We start from the raw sequence: 21800 nt of genomic DNA, 5'->3' as shown, positions 1-21800 counted from the left end.
CCGAGGTCGCGTCGAGTGGTCCCGTGGGACGGCGACAACCTAGCGGGACCCGCGGCCCGTCATCCGCGCGTGCCCTCCGTCCCGAGGCAGGGGCGCGAACGCCGTCCTCGAGCTCCTCCCCCGCGGCGCCGGCGAGCCCGTGTGCGTCGTTGGAGGTGGCGAGCCGCCGCCGGGCCCCCTCGGAGTCGCCGCGGCCGCGCTCAGCAACCAGCCCGGCCACCCGCTTGGCGGCCGCGCCGACACCGAACAGGGGCAGAAGGGGGGCCCCCCGCCCCCCCCCCCCCGCTCGCCCCCGCGCCGCCCCCCCCCCCCCCCCCCCCCCCCCGCCGCCGCCCCCCCACGACTCCGACGAGGTCCTGACGGCGGCCCGCCTCCTCCGGCACTGGTCCGACCCTCAGACCAGGCCGGGGGTCCGGGTGCGGGCCCGCTCGAAGCGGGACTGCACGTCGGCCCAGTTCACGACGTTCCACCACTGCGAGACGAAGGTGGCCTTGTCGTTCTTGTAGTCCAGGTAGTACGCGTGCTCCCACATGTCGAGCATCAGCAGCGGCACCAGGCAGGCGGGCAGGTTGCCCTGGTGGTCGTAGAACTGCACGATGAACGGCCGCTGGGCCAACACGTCCCAGGCGAGCACGGCCCACCCGGAGCCCTGCACGCCCAGCGCCACCGCCTCGAACTGCGCGCGGAACCTGTCGAAGTCGCCGAAGTGCTCCTCGAGGAGCTGCTGCGTCTCCCCGGTGGGCTTGTCCCCACCCTCGGGCGACATGTTCGGCCAGAACACCGAGTGGTTGACGTGACCGCCGAGGTGGAAGGCCAGTTTCTTCTCGAGCGTGGTGATCGATCCGAACGAGGAGGCGTCGCGAGCCTCCTCCAGCTGCTCGACCGCGGTGTTGATGCCCTTGACGTAGGTCGCGTGGTGCCTGTCGTGGTGCAGCTCCATGATCGCGCCCGAGATGTACGGCTCGAGGGCGGCGTAGTCGTACGGGAGGTCGGGGAGCGTGTAGGCGGCCACGCCGCCCAATCTACGCTATTGCAACTTATGTGCAACAAGTCTGCGCGGCCGCGTGGACTCCCTCACTGAACGCCGAATGACTTACGGTTCTCTTAAGCATTCGTCGGACGATCTTCAGGTCTGACGCTGTTCGACGAGAGGACATCCCATGACTGACGTACGACGTGTCGCCGTCGTCGGACTCGGCAAGGTCGGCGAGCTGGTCGCCGTGCTGCTGGGCCGCGCCGGATTCGCCGTGGTCGGGTACGACGCCCGCACCCGCTCCGACCTGGCCTTCGAGGCCCACGCCCTCGAGGTGACTGACGCCGAGGCCCTGCGCGGCGCCCTCGGCGGCGTGGACGCCGTCGTGGCCTGCCTGCCCTACGACCTCAACATCGTCGTCGCCGAGGCCGCCCACGCGACCGGGACGCACTACTTCGACCTCACCGAGGACGTCCCGACCACCGCCCGCGTCATGGAGCTCGCGACGCTGCCGAGCCCGGCGGGCGCGGCCGCGTTCGTGCCGCAGTGCGGCCTGGCCCCCGGCCTCATCGGCATCGTGGGCTCCTCGCTCGCCGCCCGCTTCTCGGAGATCCGCTCCATCGAGCTCAAGGTCGGCGCGCTCCCCCAGAACCCGACGGGCCTGCTCGGCTACGCGTTCAACTGGTCCGCCGAGGGCGTCGTCAACGAGTACCTCAACGACTGCGAGGTCATCCGCTCCGGCGTCCGCCGCATGGTCCCCGCCATGAGCGAGCCCGAGCGCGTCGTCCTCGACGGCACCGAGCTCGAGGCCGACCTCACCTCCGGCGGCCTCGGCACCATGTGCCAGACCTACGAGGGCAGGGTGCGCCGCCTCGACTACAAGACGCTGCGCTACCCCGGTCACTTCGCGCAGATGCGCTTCCTGTTCGACGAGCTCGGCCTGCGCGACCGCCGCGCCGAGGTCGGCGCGATGCTCGTCGACGCGAAGCCGCCGGTGAACGACGACCTCGTCTACCTCCACGCCTCCGTCGAGGGCGTCATGGACGGGCTGCCCCACCGTGAGAACCACGTGCGACGCTGGCTGCCGATCGAGATCGACGGCCGTGTGTGGCGCGCGATCAGCTGGACCACCGCCGCCTCCGCGGTCGCGGCGGTCGAGCTGCTGGCCCAAGGCACGCTCCCGGCCACCGGTTTCGTGCGCCAGGAGGACATCTCTCTGGCCGACCTGTACGCCACCACGTCCGGTCGGCTGTTCGTCGAGGAGGAGGAGAAGATTGACTGACGTCGCTGGACTCGCCCGCGAGGTCCTCGCCCGCATGGGCGCCGAGGACCCGTTCCTGGCGGACGACGCCGAGCACACCGGACCCGTCGTCGAGGCCCGCACGCCCGTGGACGGCACCGTCCTCGGTCGCCTGCCCGCCCACACCCCGGACCAGGTCGCCGAGGCCGTCGGCCGCGCGCAGGCGGCGTACGAGCAGTGGCGCAGCGTGCCCGCCCCCGTGCGCGGCCAGCTCGTCCGCGAGCTCGGCGAGCTGCTGCGCGAGCACAAGGAGGACCTGGGCCGCCTCGTGAGCATCGAGGCCGGCAAGATCGTCAGCGAGGGCCTCGGGGAGGTCCAGGAGATGATCGACATCTGCGACCTCGCGGTCGGCCTCTCCCGCCAGCTCACCGGCCTCACCATCGCCACCGAGCGCCCCGGTCACCGGATGATGGAGCAGTGGCACCCGCTGGGCGTCGTGGCCGTCATCTCGGCCTTCAACTTCCCGGTCGCCGTCTGGTCGTGGAACACGGCGCTCGCTCTGGTCTGCGGCGACGCCGTGGTCTGGAAGCCGTCGGAGAAGACCGTGCTGACCGCCCTCGCCTGCCAGGCGCTGCTCTCCGAGGCCGCCCGCCGCGTGGGCGCCCCGGCCGACGTCTCCCAGGTCGTCGTCGGCGAGCGCGAGGTGGGCGAGGCGCTGGTCGACGACCCGCGGGTCCCGCTCGTCTCCGCCACCGGATCGACCCGCATGGGTCGTGAGGTCGCCCCGCGCGTCGCGGCGCGCCTCGGTCGCAGCCTCCTGGAGCTGGGCGGCAACAACGCCGCGATCGTCGCACCGTCCGCGGACCTCGACCTCGCCGTGCGCGGCATCGTGTTCTCCGCGGTCGGCACCGCCGGTCAGCGCTGCACCACCCTGCGCCGGGTGATCGTGCACGAGTCGATCCGCTCCGAGCTGGTGCGTCGGCTCGCCCAGGCCTACGAGACCCTGCCGATCGGCTCCCCGCTGGAGTCGTCGACCCTCGTCGGCCCGCTCATTGACGCCCGCGCCCGCGAGGGCTTCGAGGCTGCCGTGCGCCGGGCCACCGAGGACGGCGGCACCCTGGTCACCGGCGGCGAGAAGGCCGACGGCGTCGCCGGCGGGGAGTACGTCCGCCCCGCCATCGTCGACATGCCCTCGCAGACCGAGGTGGTGCGCGAGGAGACCTTCGCACCGCTGCTCTACGTCCTCGGCTACGAGACGCTCGACGAGGCCATCGCGCTGCACAACGGCGTGACGCAGGGCCTGTCGTCGTCCATCTTCACCCTCGACGTGCGGGAGGCCGAGACCTTCCTCTCCGCCGTCGGCTCCGACTGCGGCATCGCCAACGTCAACATCGGCCCCTCGGGCGCCGAGATCGGCGGAGCGTTCGGGGGCGAGAAGGACACCGGCGGCGGGCGCGAGTCCGGCTCCGACGCCTGGCGCGCCTACATGCGCCGCGCGACCAACACCGTCAACTACTCGACCGAGCTGCCGCTCGCGCAGGGCGTCGAGTTCGTCTGAGGAGCACCCGCCGTCGTACGACGGACCGGTCCACGGCCCGCCATCCCCACGGGGGTGGCGGGCCGTCGTCGTCGACGGTCCGGCCCCCCGTCCGTCATTACGCCGTAAGGCCCGGGCGACTCAGCGGCCCCGTGGTGGGTACGAAGCGGGGAACCGGCTCGTCCGGTGCACACCCCCGAGAGAAGGACATCCCCCATGAGAGACGCCCTCGCGTCCGGTCTGGCGACCATCGCCGACTTCGTGCCCAAGCTCGTCATCTTCCTGCTGATCCTGCTGATCGGCCTGTTCGTCGCCAAGGCGATCGGCAAGGCGCTCAGCGCCCTGCTGACCCGTGTCGGCTTCGACCGCGCCATCGAGCGCGGTGGCGTCAAGCGCGCCCTCGCCAACTCCGACCTCGACGCCAGCGACGTCGTCGGCAAGCTGATCTACTACACGCTGCTGCTGTTCGTCCTGCAGCTGGCGTTCGGCGTCTTCGGGCCCAACCCGATCAGCGACCTGCTCACCCAGGTCATCTCGTTCCTGCCCAGCCTGATCGTGGCCATCGTCATCGTCGTGGTGGCCGCCGCCATCGCCGCCGCCGTGAAGGGCCTCATCGAGAACACCCTCGGCGGCCTCTCCTACGGCCGGCTGCTCGCGAACGGCGCCTCGGTCTTCATCCTGTTCCTCGGCGTCGTGGCCGCCCTGAACCAGGTCGGTGTCGCCACCACGGTCACCACGCCCATCCTGATCACGATCCTCGCCACCGTCGGCGGCATCCTCGTGGTCGGCGTCGGGGGCGGGCTCGTCAAGCCGATGCAGCACCGCTGGGAGGACGCCCTCACGAAGGCGTCCGCCGAGGTGCCGAACATCCGCGCCGAGGCCGCCAACGCACCGAGCCTGTCGGAGCAGGCACGCCAGGCCCGTGACCAGGCCCAGCAGTACGCCCAGCAGGACCAGTACCAGGGTCAGCACTACGGCCAGCAGCAGTACGGCCAGGAGCAGTACGGCCAGGAGCAGTACGGCGGCCAGGAGCAGTACGCCCAGGAGCAGTACGGTCAGCAGCCCTACTCCGGCCAGGCCGGTCAGCAGCAGGCCGACCCGTACCAGACCCAGCAGTGGCCCGGCCCGGAGCAGCAGCCCTACCCCGGGCAGCCCGGTGGGTACGACCCCAACGCACCCCGCTGACCGCTGATCGCTGATCGCTGATCGCTGAGGAGACGACATGAGCGACCCCTACGGAACCCCGCCGCCCGGACAGCCGGGACCGACCGGCCGGCCCCCCGGCCAGCCCACCGGCCAGCCCGTCCCGCCGCCCCGGCAGGACGCGGCGCCGCCGCCGGCCACCAGGCACGACCGGCACGACCACGACCGGCACGACCACGACCGGCACGACCACGACCGGCACGACCACCACGACGACCGTGCGGCGGTGTCGCGCCGCGACGTCCTGCGCCGTGAGAAGGAGGAGCACGGCGGCATCAAGATCGGCGCGGCCTTCTTCGGCTGGCTGACCGCGACCGGCATGGCCGTCATCCTCACGGCCCTCGCCGCGGCGGCCGGAGCGGCTGTGGGAGCGGCCCAGCCGGGCGACGTCGCCGACGCCGCCGACTCCGCGACCGTGAACGACCTCAGCTCGATCGGGCTCGTCGGTGGCATCGTCCTGCTCGTCGTGCTGTTCGTCGCCTACTACTGCGGCGGCTACGTCGCCGGACGCATGGCGCGCTTCAACGGCCTCAAGCAGGGCCTCGCCGTGTGGCTGTGGGCCGTGGTCATCGCGATCGTCGTGGCGATCCTCGGTGCCGTCGCCGGGTCCCAGTACGACGTCCTGTCGCAGCTCAACAGCTTCCCCCGGCTGCCGTTCGGTCAGGGCGACGTCGGGGTGGCCGGGCTGATCGCCCTCGCCGCCGTCGCGGTCGCCAGCCTCGTCGGCGCCCTCGTCGGCGGCCTGGCGGGCATGCGCTACCACCGCAAGATCGACCGCACCGGCCTCGGCCGGTAGTCGACCCTCGCAGCACGACGGGGGCCGCGGAGCAGACGCTCCGCGGCCCCCCGTCGTCGTCCACGCCCTGCTACGCCTGGTCGGCGACCTTCACGACGAGCTTGCCGAGGTTCTCGCCCCGCAGCATCCCGACGAAGGCGCGCGGGGCGTTCTCGAGGCCCTCGACGACGTCCTCGTGGTAGCCGACGGTGCCGTCGGCGACCCAGGCACCCATCTCGCGCAGGAAGTCGTCGTGGTGGGTGGGGACGAACTCGGTCTGGATGAAGCCGCGCAGCGTCAGCGACTTCGTGAGGATCGACGACATCAGGGCCGGGACCCGGTCCGGACCCTGGGGCAGGGACGTCGCGTTGTAGCCGGAGACGAGGCCGCAGACGGGGATCCGGGCGTACAGGTTGAGGTGGCGCCACACCTCACGGGTGACGCGGCCGCCGACGTTCTCGAAGTACACGTCGACGCCGCTGGGGACCGCGGCGGCGAGGTCGTCGGCGAAGGTCTCGCTGCGGTGGTCGACGACCGCGTCGAAGCCGAGCTCGCGCAGCATCTCGAGCTTCCTCGGACCGCCGGCGATGCCGACGGCGCGCGCCCCGCGCTGCCGGGCGATCTGGCCCACCGCGGAGCCGACGGGGCCGGCGGCCGCGGCGACGACCACGGTCTCCCCCGCCTGCGGCCTGCCGATGGCGGCCATCCCGGCGTACGCCGTGAAGCCGGGCATGCCGAGGACGCCCAGCGCCGTCGAGACCGGCGCGACGCCGGGGTCGATGCGACGGACGTGCTTCGCGGGCACGACGGAGTGGGTCTGCCAGCCGCCGTACGCGACGACGACGTCGCCGGGCGAGTAGCCGTCGGCGTTCGAGGTGACGACCTCGCCGACCGTGCCGCCGGGCATGACCCCGTCGATCGGGGTGGGGTCGGCGTACGACTCGGCGTCGCTCATCCGGCCCCGCATGTACGGGTCGAGCGACAGGTGGAGCGTCCGGAGGAGCAGCTGCCCCTCGCCGGGCTCGGGGGTGTCGACGGTCTCGGTGCGGAAGTCGTCGTCGGTGGGCTCCCCGTGGGGGCGGGCGGCCAGGACGATGCGGGTGGTCGGGGTGGTGGTCACCCTCCGACGGTAGGCCGCGCCCGCCCGGGGCGCGGCCCACCCCCCGGTGGACCGGAGCCCCGGGTCAGGCGATACGGCGCAGGCGGGTGATCGTCAGGCCCTTGTCGTCGAGCAGCTCGGGGATCTGGGCCGCGAAGTCGACGAGGTGCGGCGTGGCGAGGTGGGCGTCGAGGTGCTCGGGGGTGGCCCAGTTCTCGTAGAAGAAGAAGGTGCCCGGGTCCTCGACGCTCTCGTGGAGGTCGTAGTTGACGTACCCGTCCTCCTGGCTGGTGGGCTCGATCAGGGACTTCAGGCCCTCGCGCAGCTCGTCCTCCTTGCCGGGGGCCGCCTTCATGTACGCGATGACGGTGAGCAGGTCGCGGTTGTCGTCGGTGGGGGTGGGCACGGGGCGCCTCCTGGTTCTCGTGGGTGCTCGGCTCTGAGCGGGGCCATGCCACCACACGGACGGCGGCGGTGGTGGTTGCGCGCTGTATTACTTTGCGACACATGAGCTCCGCCCGACGTGACTGTGCAACCGCCATGGCCGAGGCCGCGACCACCTGGCTCGACTCGCTCGACGACGAGCAGCGTCGCGACGGCACCGGCGCGGTCCCCGCCGACGACGAGTCGGACGGCGAGCGCCGCCGCTGGTTCTACACCCCCACCGACCACGGCGGCCTCGAGCTGCACCGGCAGAGCCCGACGCAGCAGCGCAGCGTGATGCGGCTGGTCGCGACCGGCCTGAGCGACGCCGGCTACGTCACCGTCGCCACGACGATGGGGCTGGAGAACGTCCTCGACCAGGTCGAGGGCTTCGTCACGAGGTTCGACCGGGAGCGCGGCCGCGACCCGGGCCTGTACTACCTGCGGGTGTTCGGCGAGCCCGGTCCCACCGGCGCCTGGGGATGGCGCTTCGGCGGCCACCACGTGTCGCTGAACAACCTCGTCGTGGACGGCGAGCTGGTGTCGACCACGCCCTGCTTCATGGGCGCCGACCCCGCGTCGTCCCCGCTGCTCGGCGGTGGCGTGAACCGGCCGCTGGCGCGGGTCGAGGACCTCGCCCGGGAGCTCGTGGCCTCACTGACCGTCGAGCAGCAGGGGCGGGCGATCCTGCTCGCCAAGGCGCCGTCCGACTTCGTGACCGCCAACCGCACGGTGGTCTCGGAGGGCGACCGGGTCATCCCCCTCGCCGGCATCTGGCGCGACGAGAGGTTCCCCGACGAGGTCGAGCAGGAGAAGCTCCAGAAGCTGAGCGACGCGATCGACACCGCCGCCGACTACACCGACGACGACCACGAGGCCGTCGCGTACTCCCTGGAGCCGCGCGGCGTGGCCGGCCGCGAGCTCGACCCGCCGCAGCGCCACCTGCTGCGCCGGCTGTTGTCGACGTACTTCGACCGGGTGCCGGAGGGCGTCTCCCCCATGCCGGCGTACGACGACGAGGCGGCGCTGGACGCCGTCCACATCGCCTGGGCCGGCTCGCTCGAGGCGGGCGCGCCGCACTACTACCGGCTCCAGGGGCCGCGCCTGCTGATCGAGTGGGACAACACCCAGCGCGGCGCCAACCACGCCCACTCCGTCTGGCGCGACCCCGACGCCGACTTCGGCGCCGACGTCCTCGCGGAGCACCGCGCGCGGCACCGGCACTGAGCCGCGCACCGCCCGACCACCTCAGCCAGCGCCGGTCGAGCTCGTCGAGACCTCGCCGACCGTGAGGGTCTCGACAGGCTCGACCAGCGGGGGTTGAGGCCGCTTCGGGTGCGGGTCGGCGTCAGCGGTCGAGCAGCTGCCGCAGGACGTCCTCGAGGGTGGCGGCGGGGTCGTCGGTGAGCTCGCGGGAGCGCCAGGCGACGTGGTTGTCGGGGCGCACGAGCACGCAGCCGTCCTCGTCGACCTCCCGCAGTCGCGACCAGTCCTCGTAGAGGTCCGTGACGTCGGCGCCGGGCCCGACGACCACCGCACGGACGTCCACGCCGAGGCGCTCGGCGACCCGCGCGGCGGCGTCCGACCACGCCCGGCCGGTGATGCCGGTCAGCAGCGTGAAGCGGCCGTGGCCGGCGACGTCGTGCGTGCTGACCCGGACGCCGTCCCGCCCGAGCCAGCAGTGCGGCAGGCGGGCGCCGGGCCAGGTGGTCGGGTGGTAGTACAGCTCCGGGTCGCGCGTGTACGGCGGCTCCTCGGTGCCGTCGGCCACCACGGCCGACGAGGCGTAACGCTGACCGAGCTCGACGCCGTGGGCGTTGAACTCGTAGTCCTTCAGCTCGAGCGCCTTCCGGATCGCCCTCCGCTTCTCGGCGCCCTCCACGCTGTCGTCGGCGCGCCCGGCGATCCCGGCCTGCATCGCCTCGACGTCGTCGGTGCCCGTGACCTCGAGCGCCTCGAGCAGCGCGCCGAACTCCTCGATCGACTTGTTCGCGCGCAGCACGATCTGCTCGCCGACCGGCGCCCGCTCGGCGTCGAAGCTGTCGAGCAGCCCCGGCCCGGCCTCGCCCCGCAGCACGTGGGCGAGCTTCCAGGCCAGGTTGTACGAGTCGCCGATCGAGGTGTTCGAGCCCAGCCCGTTGGACGGCGGGTGGCGGTGGACGGCGTCGCCGACGGCGAACACGCGGCCCTCGCGGTAGCGCTCGGCGTACATCTTGTTGTTGCCCCACAGCGACAGCGAGCGGATCGTCACCGGCACCGTGTCGTCGCCGACGAGGTTGTGGACGATCTCGGTGGCCATCTCGTCGGTGAGGTCCGGCGGCGGCTCGTCGATGTCGTAGCCCCAGGTGATGAGCCACTCGTTCCACGGACGGACCATCCGGATCAGGCCGAGCCCGATGCCGCCGATCGTCGCGCCGGGCTGCAGCACCCAGTACAGGACGCTCGGACGGTGCGCGACGTACGCCGAGAGGTCGGCGTGGAAGACGATGTTCATCGAGCCGGCGACGTCCATCTCGCCCGCCATGGGCAGGCCGAGGTCGGCGACGACCTTGCTCCGCCCGCCGTCGGCCGCCACGACGTACTTCGCGCGGATGTCGTAGGAGTGGCCCGACAGCCGGTCCCGGACGCGGACGGTGACGCCGTCGTCGTCCTGGGTGAGCGAGAGGTACTCGGTGTCGAAGCGGACCCGGGCTCCCCGCGACGCCGCGTGCCCGACGAGGATCGGCTCGAAGATCGTCTGCGGCAGGTCGCAGTTCATGGACGGCGACGCGAGGCGGTAGTCGGCCTCGCGCTCGGGGTGGGTGCCCCAGGTCCGGATCCTGCCGATCTCCTCCCCCGCCAGGCTGCTGCAGAAGACGGTGTCGCCCATGAGGTCGTGGGGCGTGGCCTCGGCGAGGACCTCGTCCTCGATGCCGAGGTCGCGCATGATCTCGACGGTCCGCTGGTTGGTGATGTGGGCCCGCGGGGTGTTCGCCGTCCAGCGGTACTTCGTGATGACGAGGACGTCGACGCCGTACGTCGCGAGGAACAGCGCCGCCGACGCGCCGGCCGGCCCGCTGCCGATGACGAGGACGTCGGTGGTGAGGACGGCCTGGTCGGCCCGCTCCTCGGTCTGCTGGGTGGTCATGCGGTCTCCTCGGGGGCCAGGACGATGTCGAAGTCGGCCTGCGACCAGGCCACGTCGGGGGTGGAGCCGTCGGGCGCGGTCTCGCCGGCGGGGTGCTCGACGAAGTCGACGACGAGGGAGTCCTTGACGCCGAAGACGGCGTCGGAGTCCTGGTGGTCGTCGCCGCGCACGAAGATGTGGGTCACCAGCCGGTGCATCCCGGGGGCGGTGACCATGAAGTGCAGGTGGCTGGCGCGCATCGGGCTGCGGCCGGCGGCGGTGAGCAGGTCGCCGACGGGCCCGTCGTGCGGGATGGGGTACGGCGTCGGCGTCACGCACCAGAAGGAGTAGCGGCCGTCGTCCGCGCTGCGCAGCCGGGCGCGGCCGGTGACGCGACCATCGCCGTGCTGGACGTCGTACATGCCGTCGTCGTCGGCCTCCCAGACGTCGATCTCGGCGCCCGCGACGGGGGTGCCGTCGACGTCGGTGACGGTGCCGGAGACCCAGCAGGGCTGGCCGGCGGCGCCCTGGGCGGCGTCGCCGCCGACCTCGATCTCGGGGGCGCCCTCGGCGAAGAACGGCCCGAACACGGTCTGCTCCGTGGCGCGGGGCTCGTCGGGCTCGTTGACCGTGATGGTCTGCATCGACAGCCCGAGGACGTCGGAGAGCAGGATGAACTCCTGGCGCCGGTCGTCGGTGATGTGGCCGCAGCGGGTCAGGAAGCCGATCGCGGCCTCCCACTCGGCCTCGGTCAGGCGGGTCTCGCGAACGAAGGCGTGGGCGTGCCGCACCAGCGCCTCGAACAGCTCGCGGTGCCGGGCGTCGGGGGTGTCCGCGAAGGACCCGAGCACCTTGTCGGTGACGGCCTGCTCGCGCTCTGCGTGAGCCTCGCTGGCGTCGGGGGCGGTCATCAGCCGATCTCTCCTCGGGGGTCGGTGCCGTTCCAGGCGTCGGTGAGCAGGCGGACGGCGTCGTCGTACGACACCGGGCGGGGGTTGGACGGCGGGGTGGCCTCGACGACGGCCTCGGCGTCGGCGGGGATGTCGGACTCCGCCATCCCGAGGTCGCGCAGGGCGGTCGGGGCGCCGAGCTCGTGGCGCAGGTCGACGAGGCCGGCGACGGCCTCGGGCGCGTCGAGCGCCGCGGCCACCCGTCGTGCGGCCTCGGGCGCGGCGGGGGCGTTGAAGGCCAGGACGTGCGGCAGCACGACGGCGTGGGTGTCGGCGTGCGGCAGGTCGTGGGCGCCGCCGAGGACGTGGCAGATCTTGTGGTGCAGCCCGGAGCCCGCGGAGGCGAACGCGACGGCGGAGAGGTAGGCCCCGTAGAGGCAGCGGTCGCGGGCCCCCGCGTCGGCGGCGCCGTCCGGGTCCGCGACGACGGCGCGCAGGCCGGCGGCGAGGGCACGGATCGCCTCGGTGGCGAGCGCCGCGTCGACCGGGTCGACCCGGGGCGCCCAGAACGCGTCGACGGCGTGGGCGAGCGCGTTCAGGCCGCTGGTGACGGACAGGGCGACGGGCATGGTGGCCGTGAGGTCGGCGTCGTACACGACGGTGCGGGGCAGGACGACGGGGTCGACGCCCGTGGTCTTGCGGCCGGCCTCGGTCAGGCCCCAGACCGCGGTCACCTCCGAGCCGGCGTACGTCGTGGGGACGGCGAGCACGGGCAGCCGCCCGGTGAGCGCCACGGCCTTCGCCGTGCCGGTGGTCGAGCCGCCGCCGATCGACAGGACGACGTCCGCGCCGACCTCGGTGGCGAGGGTGCGGACCTCCTCCGCGACCTCGACCGGCACGTGGGGCCGGACGCCGTCGAAGCGGCCGACCACCTCGACGTCGCCGTGGAGCTCGGCCGTCAGCCGGTCGGCCAGCGCCGCCTCGGCCGTCGCGGCGACGAGCAGGACGCGGCTGCCGAGCCGCGGCAGCTCCTCGGCCACCCGCGCCGCCGCGGCGCCGGGCGCGAAGACCACCCGCTGGGTGAGGGTGTCGCGCTCGAACCCGAGTCGTGCGTGCTCACGCTCGCTGTTGCCCACGTCACACAGCCTGCCCGCCGTCCTGACATACGTCCAATATGTATCGGGATGGCCACTGATACTTTCCGTGGATGGATCTGCGCCAGCTGCGCTACCTCACCGCGGTCGTCCACGAACGCAGCGTCACCCGCGCCGCCGCCCGCCTCCACATGACGCAGCCGCCGCTGTCCGCCGCGATCGCCCAGCTGGAGGCGGAGCTCGGCGTCCCCCTGCTGGAGCGGCACGGACGTGGGGTCGAGCCCACCGCGGCCGGGGAGCACCTCGTCGCCCGGGCCGCCGTCCTGCTGCGCGACCTGGACGACGCCGCGGCCAGCGTGCGGGCCCTCGGCTCCGGGCTCCAGGGGCGACTGGGGGTCGGGGTCGGGCCGGGGGTCGCCGCAGACCTGCTGCCAGCCCTGCTGTCGTCGTACGACCGCGCCGCGCCCGAGGTCGACGTCGACCTGCTCGACCTGGCCGAGCCAGACGCCCTCGACCGGGTGCGCACCGGCGCCTGTGACGTCGCCGTCCTGTTCTGCGCCCGGGCGGCCGAGCTCGAGCGACTCCACGCGCGCGAGCTCGAGGTGGCGATGATCCGACGCGAACCGCTCGTCGCGGTCGTCCCCGCGTCGTCCGCCCTCGCCGAGCCGGCCTCGCTGCCCGGCCTCCGCGACTCCGGTCTGCCGTGGCTCGCCCCCCTGCACCACGACGGCTTCCCCGGGCTGGCCACCCGGCTCGGTGACGCCTGGGACGCGGTCGGCGGCGCCCCGCCGACCAGGCGGCACCTGTCGTCCACGGAGACCGCGGTGCGGCTCGTCGCCTCCGGCGCGGGTCTCGCGATCGTGCCGTCGTCGGTGGCCGCCGTCCCGACGCCGGGTGTGCGCGCCGTGTCGCTGGCGACGCCCGTCGCCCCGGTCGAGGCGGTCGCGGTCTGGCGCCGCGGCGAGCGGCCCTCCCCCGTGCTGACGCGGTTCCTCCGCTCCGCCCTGGCCACCCCGGAGCCCGACCGACTCACGCCGGAGCACGCGCGTCCGCCGGGCTGAGCGGCGGTGGGCGGGGCTGCCTCCCACCGCCGTGCCGGACCGCCGCGGCTACGACGACAGCCAGAGCAGCGCCGGGGCCGCCTGGGCGGTCGCGCGGCGGACCTGGTCCTCCTGCGCGGTGGGGATGCGGGCGTCGAGGACGCCGACCGAGGCCTGGTCGTAGGCGATGGCGCCGGCTTCGGGGCCGTCGCCCGCCTGCAGCTGCTCGACGGCGCCGGCCGCGGCGCCGGCCGCGTCGGTGTCGCCGTGGAGGCCGAGGGCCCAGCCGGCGAGACCGGTCGAGTTCGCGTTCGCGTCCGGGCCCTCCTCGCCGGCGACGCCGCCGTCGGCGTCCTGCGCGGACCTCAGCCACGCCGCGGCGTCGTCGAGGGCGTCGGACAGGCCGTCGACGTCCTGCCCGAGCTCGTCGGCGACCGGGCCGAGCACGAGCAGCACGATGGCGGTGGTGTCGTTGTCCGGGGAGGAGTTGTCGTCGCCGTCGCAGGTCTCGTCGCTGGCGCGCGGACTGGCGAAGGCGGCGCGGAACCAGCCGTCGTCGCACTGCTGCTGGAGGAGGAACTCGGTGACGGCCTGGGCGTCCTCGCTGCCGCCGTCGTGCAGCGCGCGGGCGCCGTACGCCTGGCCGGCGACGTTCGAGTAGTCCTCGTCGGCGTCGTCGCTCAGCCGGCCGACCGAGGGGCCCTGGTCGACCACGAGGTCCTCGAGCTGCTGCAGGAGGGGCCCGGCGTCGGCGCCCTGCATCTCGAGGAACATCAGCGCCTTGGCCGTGGCGCCGGCGTACACGTCGTCGCCGAGCGTCGTGTACGCCGCCTGGTCGGTGCGGACGGCGTCGGTGACGGTCGCGACCTCGCGGTCGTAGCCGCCGATCTGGTCGAGCGCCATGCCGACGTCGATGCTGAGACCCAGGTCCTCCGTGCCGTACTGCCGGTTGCGGATGACGCCGTCGACGAGCTGGTCGCCCAGCCAGTCCCCCGCCGCGGTGGCCTGCGGGGTGGCCGACGGGGCGCCCGAGGACGACGACGCCGAGGGCGACGACGAGGACGAGCCGTCGCCGGCGTCGGAGCCGGACCCGCACCCGGTCAGCAGCAGGCCGGAGGCCACCACGCAGGCGGCCAGGGAGGCGGTCGCGCGGACGAACGGGGCGCGGGGTCGAGACGTCATGTCCGGCTACTCCATCCAGGTGAGGGCGGCGATCCCCTGCACGGTGGCACGCCGCCAGTCCCCGGGCGGAGGCACCCCCAGCCCGTAGGCCTCGCCGTCGGCGAGGTCGACGGCGTCGTACGCGACGGCGCCCCGGTCGACGCCGCCGGCCAGCTGCAGCCCGGCGACCGCCGCGGCGGCCCGCGACGCGGCGTCCGACTCGCCCCACACGCCGAGGGCCCGGGCCGCGAGGCCGGTGCTGACGGCGTTGGCCCGCTCGCCGTCGCCCTCGGCGAGGGAGCCGCCCTCGAACAGCCCGTCGGCGTCCTGCTGGGTGACGAGCCAGTCCGCGGCGGCCTGCATCGACCGCTCGACGCCCCTGACCTCACCGGCGAGGGGACCCAGCACCAGCAGCGCGAGCGCGGTCACGTCCGTGTCGGGCGCGCCGTTGTCGGAGTCGCAGGTCTGGTTCGGGGAGTCGAGCTGGGAGAAGCCGACGCGGAAGTAGCCCTCCTCGCACTGCTGGTCGAGGAGGAACGACACGACGTCGTCCGCCCGGTTGCTCCCGGCGTCGACGAGCGCGCGGGCGCCGTACACCTGCCCCTCGACGTCGCCGATCTCGTCGAGCGTCGAGGTCCGCAGCCGGCCGGGGAACGCCGGGTCGGTCGACGCGACCTGCTCCAGGGTCCCCTGCAGGCCGGCGGAGTCGCCGTCGGTGAGCTGCAGCAGCAGCAGTGCCTTGGCGCTGGGGCCGACGAGTCGCTCCCGGCTCGCGATGGTGTAGGCGACGCGCTGCACCTCGATGGCGTCGCTGATCTCCGCCACCTCGGTGTCGTGGCCACCGGCCTCGATCAAGGCGAGGCCCAGGTCGACGGTGGAGTCCAGGTCGATCTCGTCGCGCTCCTCGTCGCGCAGCGCGCCGCGGACGAGCTGGGCGGTCATCCAGTCGGCCGCCGCGTCGGAGCGGACGGCGGGCTCCGGCTCGGTGGCGACGCGGGTGCGGGGCTGCGGGTCGCCGCCGGCGACGGCGAACGAGACGACCACGAGCAGCAGGACGGCGCCGAGCACGATCCCGGGGATCAGCAGCTGGCGGCGCCAGTCCGGGCGCGGGGGGCCGGCGGGCGCGTCGGCCTGCTCCTCCGACGTGGTGCCGTCGGTCTCGGGGGGCGGGGTGGTCACGTCAGGTCAGGCGCTCGAGGACCAGCTCGCGCACACGGGCGGCGTCCGCCTGGCCGCGCATCTCCTTCATGACCGCACCGATCAGGGCGCCGGCGGCCTGGACCTTGCCGTCGCGGATCTTCTGGGCGACGTCCGGGTTCGCGGCGATGGCGGCGTCGACGGCCGCGCCGAGCGCGCCGTCGTCCGACACCACGGCGAGGCCGCGCTTCTCCACGACCTCGGCCGGGCTGCCCTCGCCGGCGAGCAGGCCGTCGAAGACCTGGCGGGCGAGCTTGTCGTTGATCGTGCCCGCGTCGACGAGCGCCTGCACCTCGGCGACCTGCGCGGGGGTGACGCCGAGGTCCACGAGGTCGACGCCGGCGTCGTTGGCGCGCCGGGCGAGCTCGGAGCCCCACCACTTGCGGGCGGCGGCGGGCGAGGCGCCCGCGGCGACGGTCTCCTCGACCAGCAGCAGGGCGCCGGCGTTCACGACGTCCCGCATCTCGAGGTCGCTGTAGCCCCACTCCGCCTGGAGGCGGGCGCGCTTCACCGTCGGGTTCTCGGGCAGCGTGCCGCGCAGCTCGTCGACCCACTCCGCGGGCGGCGCGACCGGGACCAGGTCCGGCTCGGGGAAGTAGCGGTAGTCCTCGGCGTCCGACTTGGCGCGACCGGACGTCGTGATGCCGGTGTCCTCGTGCCAGTGGCGGGTCTCCTGGGTGATGGTGCCCCCGCCGGCGAGGACGGCGGCGTGGCGCTGCATCTCGTAGCGCACGGCGCGCTCGACGGAGCGGAACGAGTTGACGTTCTTGGTCTCCGTGCGGGTCCCGAGCACCCCCGAGCCGCGGGGCGCGAGGGACAGGTTGACGTCGGCGCGGAGGTTGCCGCGGTCCATGCGGGCCTCGGAGACGCCGAGCGCGACGATCAGCTCGCGCAGCTGCGCGACGTACGCGCGGGCGACCTCGGGGGCACGGGCGCCGGCGCCCAGGATCGGCTTGGTGACGATCTCGATGAGCGGGATCCCGGCGCGGTTGTAGTCGACCAGCGAGTAGTCGGCGCCGTGGATGCGGCCGGTGGTGCCGACGTGGGTCGACTTGCCGGTGTCCTCCTCCATGTGGGCGCGCTCGATCTCGACGCGCACCACCTCGCCGTCGGCGAGGGTGACGTCCATCCAACCGTCGAAGCAGATGGGCTCGTCGTACTGCGAGGTCTGGAAGTTCTTCGGCATGTCCGGGTAGAAGTAGTTCTTCCGCGCGAAGCGGCACCACTCGGCGATCCGGCAGTTCAGCGCGAGGCCGATGCGGATCGCGGACTCGACGGCCACCCGGTTCACCGCCGGCATCGAGCCGGGCAGGCCGAGACAGGTCGGGCAGACCTGGGTGTTCGGCGCGGCGCCGAACCCGGTCGGGCAGCCGCAGAACATCTTCGTCGCCGTCCCGAGCTCGACGTGGACCTCGAGGCCCAGCGCGGGGTCGAAGTCGGCGAGGACGTCGTCGTACGCCACCAGCTCAGCCGTCATGGCGCCCATCGTAGGTAGACCCGGCCCCGCTCCCCCAGTCGGCCCGAACCCATCGCCCCACGACGCCGAGTCGGCCCGAACTCACCGCCCCACGACGCCGAGTCGGCCCGACCTCATCGCCGTACGACGCCGAGTCAGCCCGAACCCACCGTTCGACAGGCTGCGACGAGCTCGACCAGCGGTGGTCGAGCCCGTCGAGGCCGTGTGGAGGGCTGCGCCTGAGGCGCCAGTCGCCTCACCGGGTCTCGACCCGCGGCCGCGACCTCGCAGGCTCGGTCGCGCGCTCGCTCGACCTGCGCCGCGTCGCGGCCTCGCAGGCTCGGCCGCGGCGGCTTACTCGGGCGGGGTCTGCGGGCCGCCCCACTGCTGCTGCAGCAGGGCCTCCAGGGCCGCGCCGACGCGGTAGCAGCGGTCGTCGGCGAGGGCGGGGGCCAGGACCTGGAAGCCGACGGGCAGGCCGTCCTCGGGCGCGAGCCCCGCGGGGACGGATATCCCGGGCACGCCCGCCAGGTTCGCCGGGATGGTGGCGAGGTCGTTGAGGTACATCGCCAACGGGTCGTCCAGCTTCTCCCCCAGCTTGAATGCGGTGGTCGGCGCGGTGGGGCTGACGAGGACGTCGACCTGCTCGAAGGCGGCCGCGAAGTCGCGCGAGATCAGGGTGCGGACCTTCTGCGCCTGCCCGTAGTAGGCGTCGTAGTAGCCGCTCGACAGCGCGTAGGTGCCGAGGATGATGCGGCGCTTCACCTCGTCGCCGAAGCCGGCGTCGCGGGTCGCGCGCATGACGTCCTCGGCGCTGGGCGACTCCTGCTCCGGCATCACGCGGATGCCGTAGCGCATCGCGTCGAAGCGGGCCAGGTTGGACGACGCCTCGGCCGGGAGGATCAGGTAGTACGCCGCGAGTGCGTGCACGAACGACGGGCACGAGACCTCGACGACCTCGGCCCCCGCGGAGCGCAGCAGCTCGACGCCCTCGTCGAAGCGCTGGCGGACGCCGGCCTGGTAGCCCTCGCCGCCGAGCTCCGCCACGACGCCCACGCGCAGACCGGACAGGTCGCCGGTGGCGCCCGCGCGCGCGGCCTCGACGGGGTCGGCCAGGACCTCGGTGGTGCTCGTCGAGTCGAGCGGGTCGTGCCCGCCGATCACCTGCTGGAGCAGGGCGGCGTCCAGGACCGTCCGCGTGACGGGGCCGACCTGGTCCAGCGAGTTCGCCAGCGCGACCAGGCCGTAGCGCGACACGGCACCGTAGGTCGGCTTGATGCCGACCGTGCCGGTCACGGCGCCCGGCTGACGGATCGAGCCGCCGGTGTCGGTGCCGACCGCCAGCGGCGCCTCGAAGGCCGCGACGGCCGCGGCGGACCCGCCGCCCGAGCCGCCGGGGATGCGGTCGTGGTCCCACGGGTTGTGGGTCGGCCCGTACGCCGAGTGCTCGGTGGAGGAGCCCATCGCGAACTCGTCCATGTTGGTCTTGCCGAGGATCGGCAGGCCCGCGGCGCGCAGCCGCGCGACCACGGTGGCGTCGTACGGCGGGACCCAGCCCTCGAGGATCCGCGAGCCGCAGGTGGTCGGCAGCCCCTTCGTGGCCAGCACGTCCTTGACGGCGATCGGGACGCCGTCCAGCGCGGACGCCGGGGACCCGGCGGCGCGGCGCTCGTCGGAGGCCCGGGCCGCGGCGAGCGCGCCCTCGGCGTCGACGTGGAGGAAGGCGTGCAGGGCGCCGTCGACGGCGCCGATGCGGTCGAGGTGCGCCTGCGTGAGCTCGACGCTCGTGGTCGAGCCGTCGGCGAGGGCGTCGGCGAGCTCGGCGGCGGTGCGGCGGGTCAGGTCGCTCACTGCTCGTCCCCCAGGATCCGCGGGACGGCGAAGCGCTGCTCCTGCGCGTCGGGCGCGCCGGCGAGGGCGTCCTCCGGGGAGAGCCCGGGGGTCACCACGTCCTCGCGGAAGACGTTGGTCAGCGGCAGCGGGTGCGACGTCGGCGGGACGTCGTCCCCGGCGACCCCGGAGATGGAGGCGACCGCGTCGAGGATCACCGACAGCTGCGGCGCGAGGTGCTCCAGCTCGGCGTCGGAGAGGTCGATCCGGGCGAGGTCGGCGAGGTGTCGTACCTCGTCGGCGCTGATCTGGGCCATGGGGGCCAGCCTAGAAGTGTCCGGGGTTCGGGATGATCCCGGCCCGGGCACCGGTTGGATGACACGACATCCGTCCCCCATCGAAGGGTTCACAGTGACCAAGGTCGCGATCGTCTACTACTCCTCCTACGGCACCGCCGAGGCCATGGCGCGCCGCCTCGAGCAGACCGCCGGCGGTCTGGGCGCCGAGGTGCGCCGCCGCCACGTCCGCGAGACCGCTCCCCGCGAGGCCGTGGAGTCCCAGGAGGGGTGGAAGGCCCACGTCGACGCGGTGGCCGACGAGCCCGTCGCCACCCCCGACGACCTCGACTGGGCCGACGTCGTCATCTTCGGCTCCGGCACCCGCTACGGCAGCGTGACCAGCCAGCTGCAGTCCTTCATCGACACCCTCGGCCCGCTGTGGGGCGAGGGCAAGCTGGCGAACAAGGTCTACTCGGCGTTCACCTCGAGCCAGACCCTGCACGGCGGGCAGGAGACCACCCTGCTCGCGATGATGACCACCTTCACCCACTTCGGCGGCATCATCGTGCCGCCCGGCTACACCGACCCGGTGAAGTTCGCCGACGGCAACCCGTACGGCGTCGGCAAGGTCACGGGCCAGTCCGCGGAGCTCGACGAGACCGACCTGGGCGCGCTCGACCACCTGGTCACCCGCGCGATCGAGGTCTCGCAGAAGCTCGGCGCCTGACCTTTCCTCGACGCCCCGGATCCGGTCCACCCGATGGACCAGGTCCGGGGCGTCGTCGTGTCCGGGCACCAACCGGATCGGACCCCCGCGGCATCTGGGAGGGTGACCGACCACCGAGGGGGACCGACATGGCCCGACCACCGACCGACGAGGACTTCGCGGACCTCGTCCACGCCGCCTGGCCGTCGCTGTACCGGACGGCGTACCTGCTCCTGGGCGACGCCGCCGAGGCCGAGGACCTGACCCAGACCGCGCTGGCGAAGACCTACGCCTCGTGGGGCAGGGTCCGAGAACCGGCAGCGGCCCGCGGCTACGCGCGGACCGTCCTCGTCAACACCGCCACCTCGTGGTTCCGCCGCCGCTCGTGGCGCAACGAGCTGCCGACCGAGACCTTGCCGGAGCGCGCCCACCCGGACGCGACGAACGACGACCGGCCCGTGCTCCTGGCGGCCCTGGCTCGGTTGGCGCCCCGACAGCGGGCGGTCGTGGTGCTCCGCTTCTACGACGACCTGTCGGTCGCCGAGAGAGCGCGCGCCCTCGGCGTCTCCGAGGGGACGGTCAAGTCCCAGACGTCCGTCGCCCTCGACCGCCTCCGCGACGTCCTCGGGGACTCGCTCCTCCACCCGATCGACGGCACGTCCGAGAAGGGGGTCTGACATGACCGAGCCACTCACCCGCCTGCTGCACGACGTCGGCGACGACGTCACCGCCCCGCCGCCGCCCACCTCCGCCGTCCTCGAGCGGGGCCGCCACCTCCGCCGACGCCGGACGGCGGTGCTCTCGGCGGGCGTCTCCGTCGCGGTCGTGGCCGTCCTCACCGGAGCGCTGCTGCTCCCGGGCGGGGGCGACGACCGGGCCGTCGACCCCGTCGCCCCGTCGGGCCCCACGTTCGACGGCGTCACCTTCGCCGTCGGCGACGAGGTGTACCTCGACGGCGGCGAGACGGTGGTCCAGATCGACGACCGCGCCGTGAAGTCGCTGTACTACAGCTCGGTCGGCGTCGTGGTCCGGCACGGGAACGACAGCGCCTCGGACGGCGGTGGTCCCCAGCGCTTCACCCTGATCAGGCCGGACGGCACCGTCAGCCCGGCCTCGGTCGAGACGGAGGAGACCGCCCACGGCGTCGACCCCGACCAGCCCTACCTGGCCTGGGCGGAGGCCGCCGGCGGCGGCGTCGAGGTCGTCGTCCACGACGTCGGCACCGACACCGAGGTCGCCCGCGTACCGGTGGAGGGTCGGTTCACCTGGTCTCCCCCGCCCGTGGCGCTGGAGGGCGACACGGTGTACGTCGGGGGCAGGCCGGGCGAGGACCCCGCGTTCCTCGCGGTCGACTGGCGCACCGGCGAGGTCACCGAGAGCGAGCGGACCGGGTACTTCCCACAGCTGACCGGTGAACGGACCGTCGAGTACGACCGGGAGCCGACCGTCGTCGACGTGACGAGCGGCGAGGTGCTGTACACGGCCGACGGCCGCGACGGGTTCCTGACTCTCTCGCCCGACGGCCGGTTCGTCGCCGAGACGGGGTTCGACGAACGGACCTTCGAGAACCTGGACGCCACCGTCGTCGACCTCGACACCGGCGCCGGGCTCGAGATGCCGGGCAGCGACGTCGGGTGGTCCGAGGGCGGCCAGCCGTTCGTCGTGGGCGGGGGCGAGGTCACCGTCTGCGACGGCACGTCGGGCGACTGCCTCACCGAGGACGTCGACCTGGGCACGAAGCGGCCCCAGGTCCAGCTCGGCGGTCGGACCTACGAGTCCTGACCCTCCAGCG

The 21800-nt window shown here is 73.6% G+C and carries 20 protein-coding genes; 9 read left to right on the top strand and 11 right to left on the bottom strand.

Annotation, left to right across the window (positions count from 1 at the left end; genetic code table 11):
* Positions 1-394: 394 nt before the first annotated feature.
* Positions 395-1012 (bottom strand): superoxide dismutase, encoded by a 618-nt coding sequence (locus MJ876_RS12225; protein ID WP_240236560.1) that lies wholly within the window; start codon positions 1010-1012, stop codon positions 395-397.
* A gap of 148 nt (positions 1013-1160) precedes the next feature.
* Between MJ876_RS12225 and MJ876_RS12220 the strand changes: the two genes are divergently transcribed.
* The 4 genes from MJ876_RS12220 (at position 1161) to MJ876_RS12205 (ending at position 5749) form a co-directional block, all read left to right on the top strand.
* Positions 1161-2255, top strand: a complete 1095-nt coding sequence (locus tag MJ876_RS12220) for a saccharopine dehydrogenase family protein (RefSeq protein WP_240236559.1) — start codon at positions 1161-1163, stop codon at positions 2253-2255.
* Positions 2248-3771 carry an aldehyde dehydrogenase family protein gene (locus MJ876_RS12215; RefSeq protein WP_240236558.1) on the top strand — a complete coding sequence of 508 codons (1524 nt, stop codon included), beginning with the start codon at positions 2248-2250 and terminating at the stop codon, positions 3769-3771. The genes MJ876_RS12220 and MJ876_RS12215 overlap by 8 nt, the downstream gene beginning before the upstream one ends.
* A 195-nt stretch (positions 3772-3966) precedes the next feature.
* On the top strand, positions 3967-4935 hold the full coding sequence (locus MJ876_RS12210) for a hypothetical protein (RefSeq protein WP_240236557.1): 969 nt from the start codon (positions 3967-3969) through the stop codon (positions 4933-4935).
* Positions 4936-4972: 37 nt separating this feature from the next.
* On the top strand, positions 4973-5749 hold the full coding sequence (locus MJ876_RS12205) for a hypothetical protein (RefSeq protein ID WP_240236556.1): 777 nt from the start codon (positions 4973-4975) through the stop codon (positions 5747-5749).
* Positions 5750-5819: 70 nt separating this feature from the next.
* Here MJ876_RS12205 and MJ876_RS12200 read toward each other — a convergent pair whose 3' ends face one another.
* Positions 5820-6848, bottom strand: coding sequence for an NADP-dependent oxidoreductase (locus MJ876_RS12200; RefSeq protein WP_240236555.1), 1029 nt, complete (start codon positions 6846-6848; stop codon positions 5820-5822).
* A 64-nt stretch (positions 6849-6912) separates the two neighbouring features.
* Complete coding sequence (locus MJ876_RS12195) at positions 6913-7233, bottom strand: putative quinol monooxygenase (protein WP_240236554.1); 321 nt, start codon at positions 7231-7233, stop codon at positions 6913-6915.
* 101 nt (positions 7234-7334) lie between these two features.
* Between MJ876_RS12195 and MJ876_RS12190 the strand changes: the two genes are divergently transcribed.
* Entirely contained in the window at positions 7335-8477 is a 1143-nt protein-coding gene (locus MJ876_RS12190; RefSeq protein WP_240236553.1) for a DUF3500 domain-containing protein, read from the top strand.
* 121 nt (positions 8478-8598) lie between these two features.
* On the opposite strand, the gene MJ876_RS12185 is transcribed toward MJ876_RS12190, so the two are convergent.
* The 3 genes from MJ876_RS12185 to MJ876_RS12175 are packed head-to-tail and all read right to left on the bottom strand — an operon-like array spanning position 8599 to position 12382.
* The gene (locus MJ876_RS12185; RefSeq protein ID WP_240236552.1) at positions 8599-10377 is read right to left on the bottom strand and encodes an FAD-dependent monooxygenase; all 1779 of its coding nucleotides are present in this window, start codon (positions 10375-10377) and stop codon (positions 8599-8601) included.
* Positions 10374-11267 carry a dioxygenase gene (locus tag MJ876_RS12180; RefSeq protein WP_240236551.1) on the bottom strand — a complete coding sequence of 298 codons (894 nt, stop codon included), beginning with the start codon at positions 11265-11267 and terminating at the stop codon, positions 10374-10376. Before MJ876_RS12180 ends, MJ876_RS12185 begins: the two co-directional genes overlap by 4 nt.
* Positions 11267-12382 (bottom strand): maleylacetate reductase, encoded by a 1116-nt coding sequence (locus tag MJ876_RS12175; protein WP_240236550.1) that lies wholly within the window; start codon positions 12380-12382, stop codon positions 11267-11269. The genes MJ876_RS12180 and MJ876_RS12175 overlap by 1 nt, the downstream gene beginning before the upstream one ends.
* 71 nt (positions 12383-12453) lie before the next feature.
* Between MJ876_RS12175 and MJ876_RS12170 the strand changes: the two genes are divergently transcribed.
* Complete coding sequence (locus MJ876_RS12170; protein ID WP_240236549.1) at positions 12454-13401, top strand: LysR family transcriptional regulator; 948 nt, start codon at positions 12454-12456, stop codon at positions 13399-13401.
* 48 nt (positions 13402-13449) lie between these two features.
* Here MJ876_RS12170 and MJ876_RS12165 read toward each other — a convergent pair whose 3' ends face one another.
* The 5 genes from MJ876_RS12165 to gatC form a co-directional block, all read right to left on the bottom strand.
* Positions 13450-14562 carry a hypothetical protein gene (locus MJ876_RS12165; protein ID WP_240236548.1) on the bottom strand — a complete coding sequence of 371 codons (1113 nt, stop codon included), beginning with the start codon at positions 14560-14562 and terminating at the stop codon, positions 13450-13452.
* A gap of 6 nt (positions 14563-14568) precedes the next feature.
* On the bottom strand, positions 14569-15720 hold the full coding sequence (locus tag MJ876_RS12160; protein WP_240236547.1) for a hypothetical protein: 1152 nt from the start codon (positions 15718-15720) through the stop codon (positions 14569-14571).
* 1 nt (position 15721) lies between these two features.
* A complete protein-coding gene (gene gatB, locus MJ876_RS12155; RefSeq protein WP_240236546.1) occupies positions 15722-17215 on the bottom strand; it encodes an Asp-tRNA(Asn)/Glu-tRNA(Gln) amidotransferase subunit GatB in 1494 nt (497 codons plus the stop codon).
* Between the two features lie 333 nt (positions 17216-17548).
* On the bottom strand, positions 17549-19045 hold the full coding sequence (gatA, locus tag MJ876_RS12150) for an Asp-tRNA(Asn)/Glu-tRNA(Gln) amidotransferase subunit GatA (RefSeq protein WP_240236545.1): 1497 nt from the start codon (positions 19043-19045) through the stop codon (positions 17549-17551).
* Positions 19042-19341, bottom strand: coding sequence for an Asp-tRNA(Asn)/Glu-tRNA(Gln) amidotransferase subunit GatC (gatC, locus tag MJ876_RS12145; RefSeq protein WP_240236544.1), 300 nt, complete (start codon positions 19339-19341; stop codon positions 19042-19044). The genes gatA and gatC overlap by 4 nt, the downstream gene beginning before the upstream one ends.
* Positions 19342-19435: 94 nt before the next feature.
* Between gatC and wrbA the strand changes: the two genes are divergently transcribed.
* The 3 genes from wrbA to MJ876_RS12130 all read left to right on the top strand — a co-directional run bounded on the left by wrbA (position 19436) and on the right by MJ876_RS12130 (position 21790).
* The gene (gene wrbA / locus MJ876_RS12140) at positions 19436-20029 is read left to right on the top strand and encodes an NAD(P)H:quinone oxidoreductase (RefSeq protein ID WP_240236543.1); all 594 of its coding nucleotides are present in this window, start codon (positions 19436-19438) and stop codon (positions 20027-20029) included.
* Between the two features lie 128 nt (positions 20030-20157).
* Positions 20158-20685, top strand: coding sequence for a SigE family RNA polymerase sigma factor (locus tag MJ876_RS12135; RefSeq protein WP_240236542.1), 528 nt, complete (start codon positions 20158-20160; stop codon positions 20683-20685).
* Between the two features lies 1 nt (position 20686).
* A complete protein-coding gene (locus MJ876_RS12130) occupies positions 20687-21790 on the top strand; it encodes a hypothetical protein (RefSeq protein ID WP_240236541.1) in 1104 nt (367 codons plus the stop codon).
* Positions 21791-21800: the final 10 nt, after the last annotated feature.

The sequence above is a fragment of the Nocardioides sp. CFH 31398 genome (genome assembly GCF_022436705.1).
Taxonomy (GTDB): domain Bacteria; phylum Actinomycetota; class Actinomycetes; order Propionibacteriales; family Nocardioidaceae; genus Nocardioides.
Note: the sequence above shows the minus strand (reverse complement) of the source record. Positions and strands in the feature narration are given on the sequence as shown.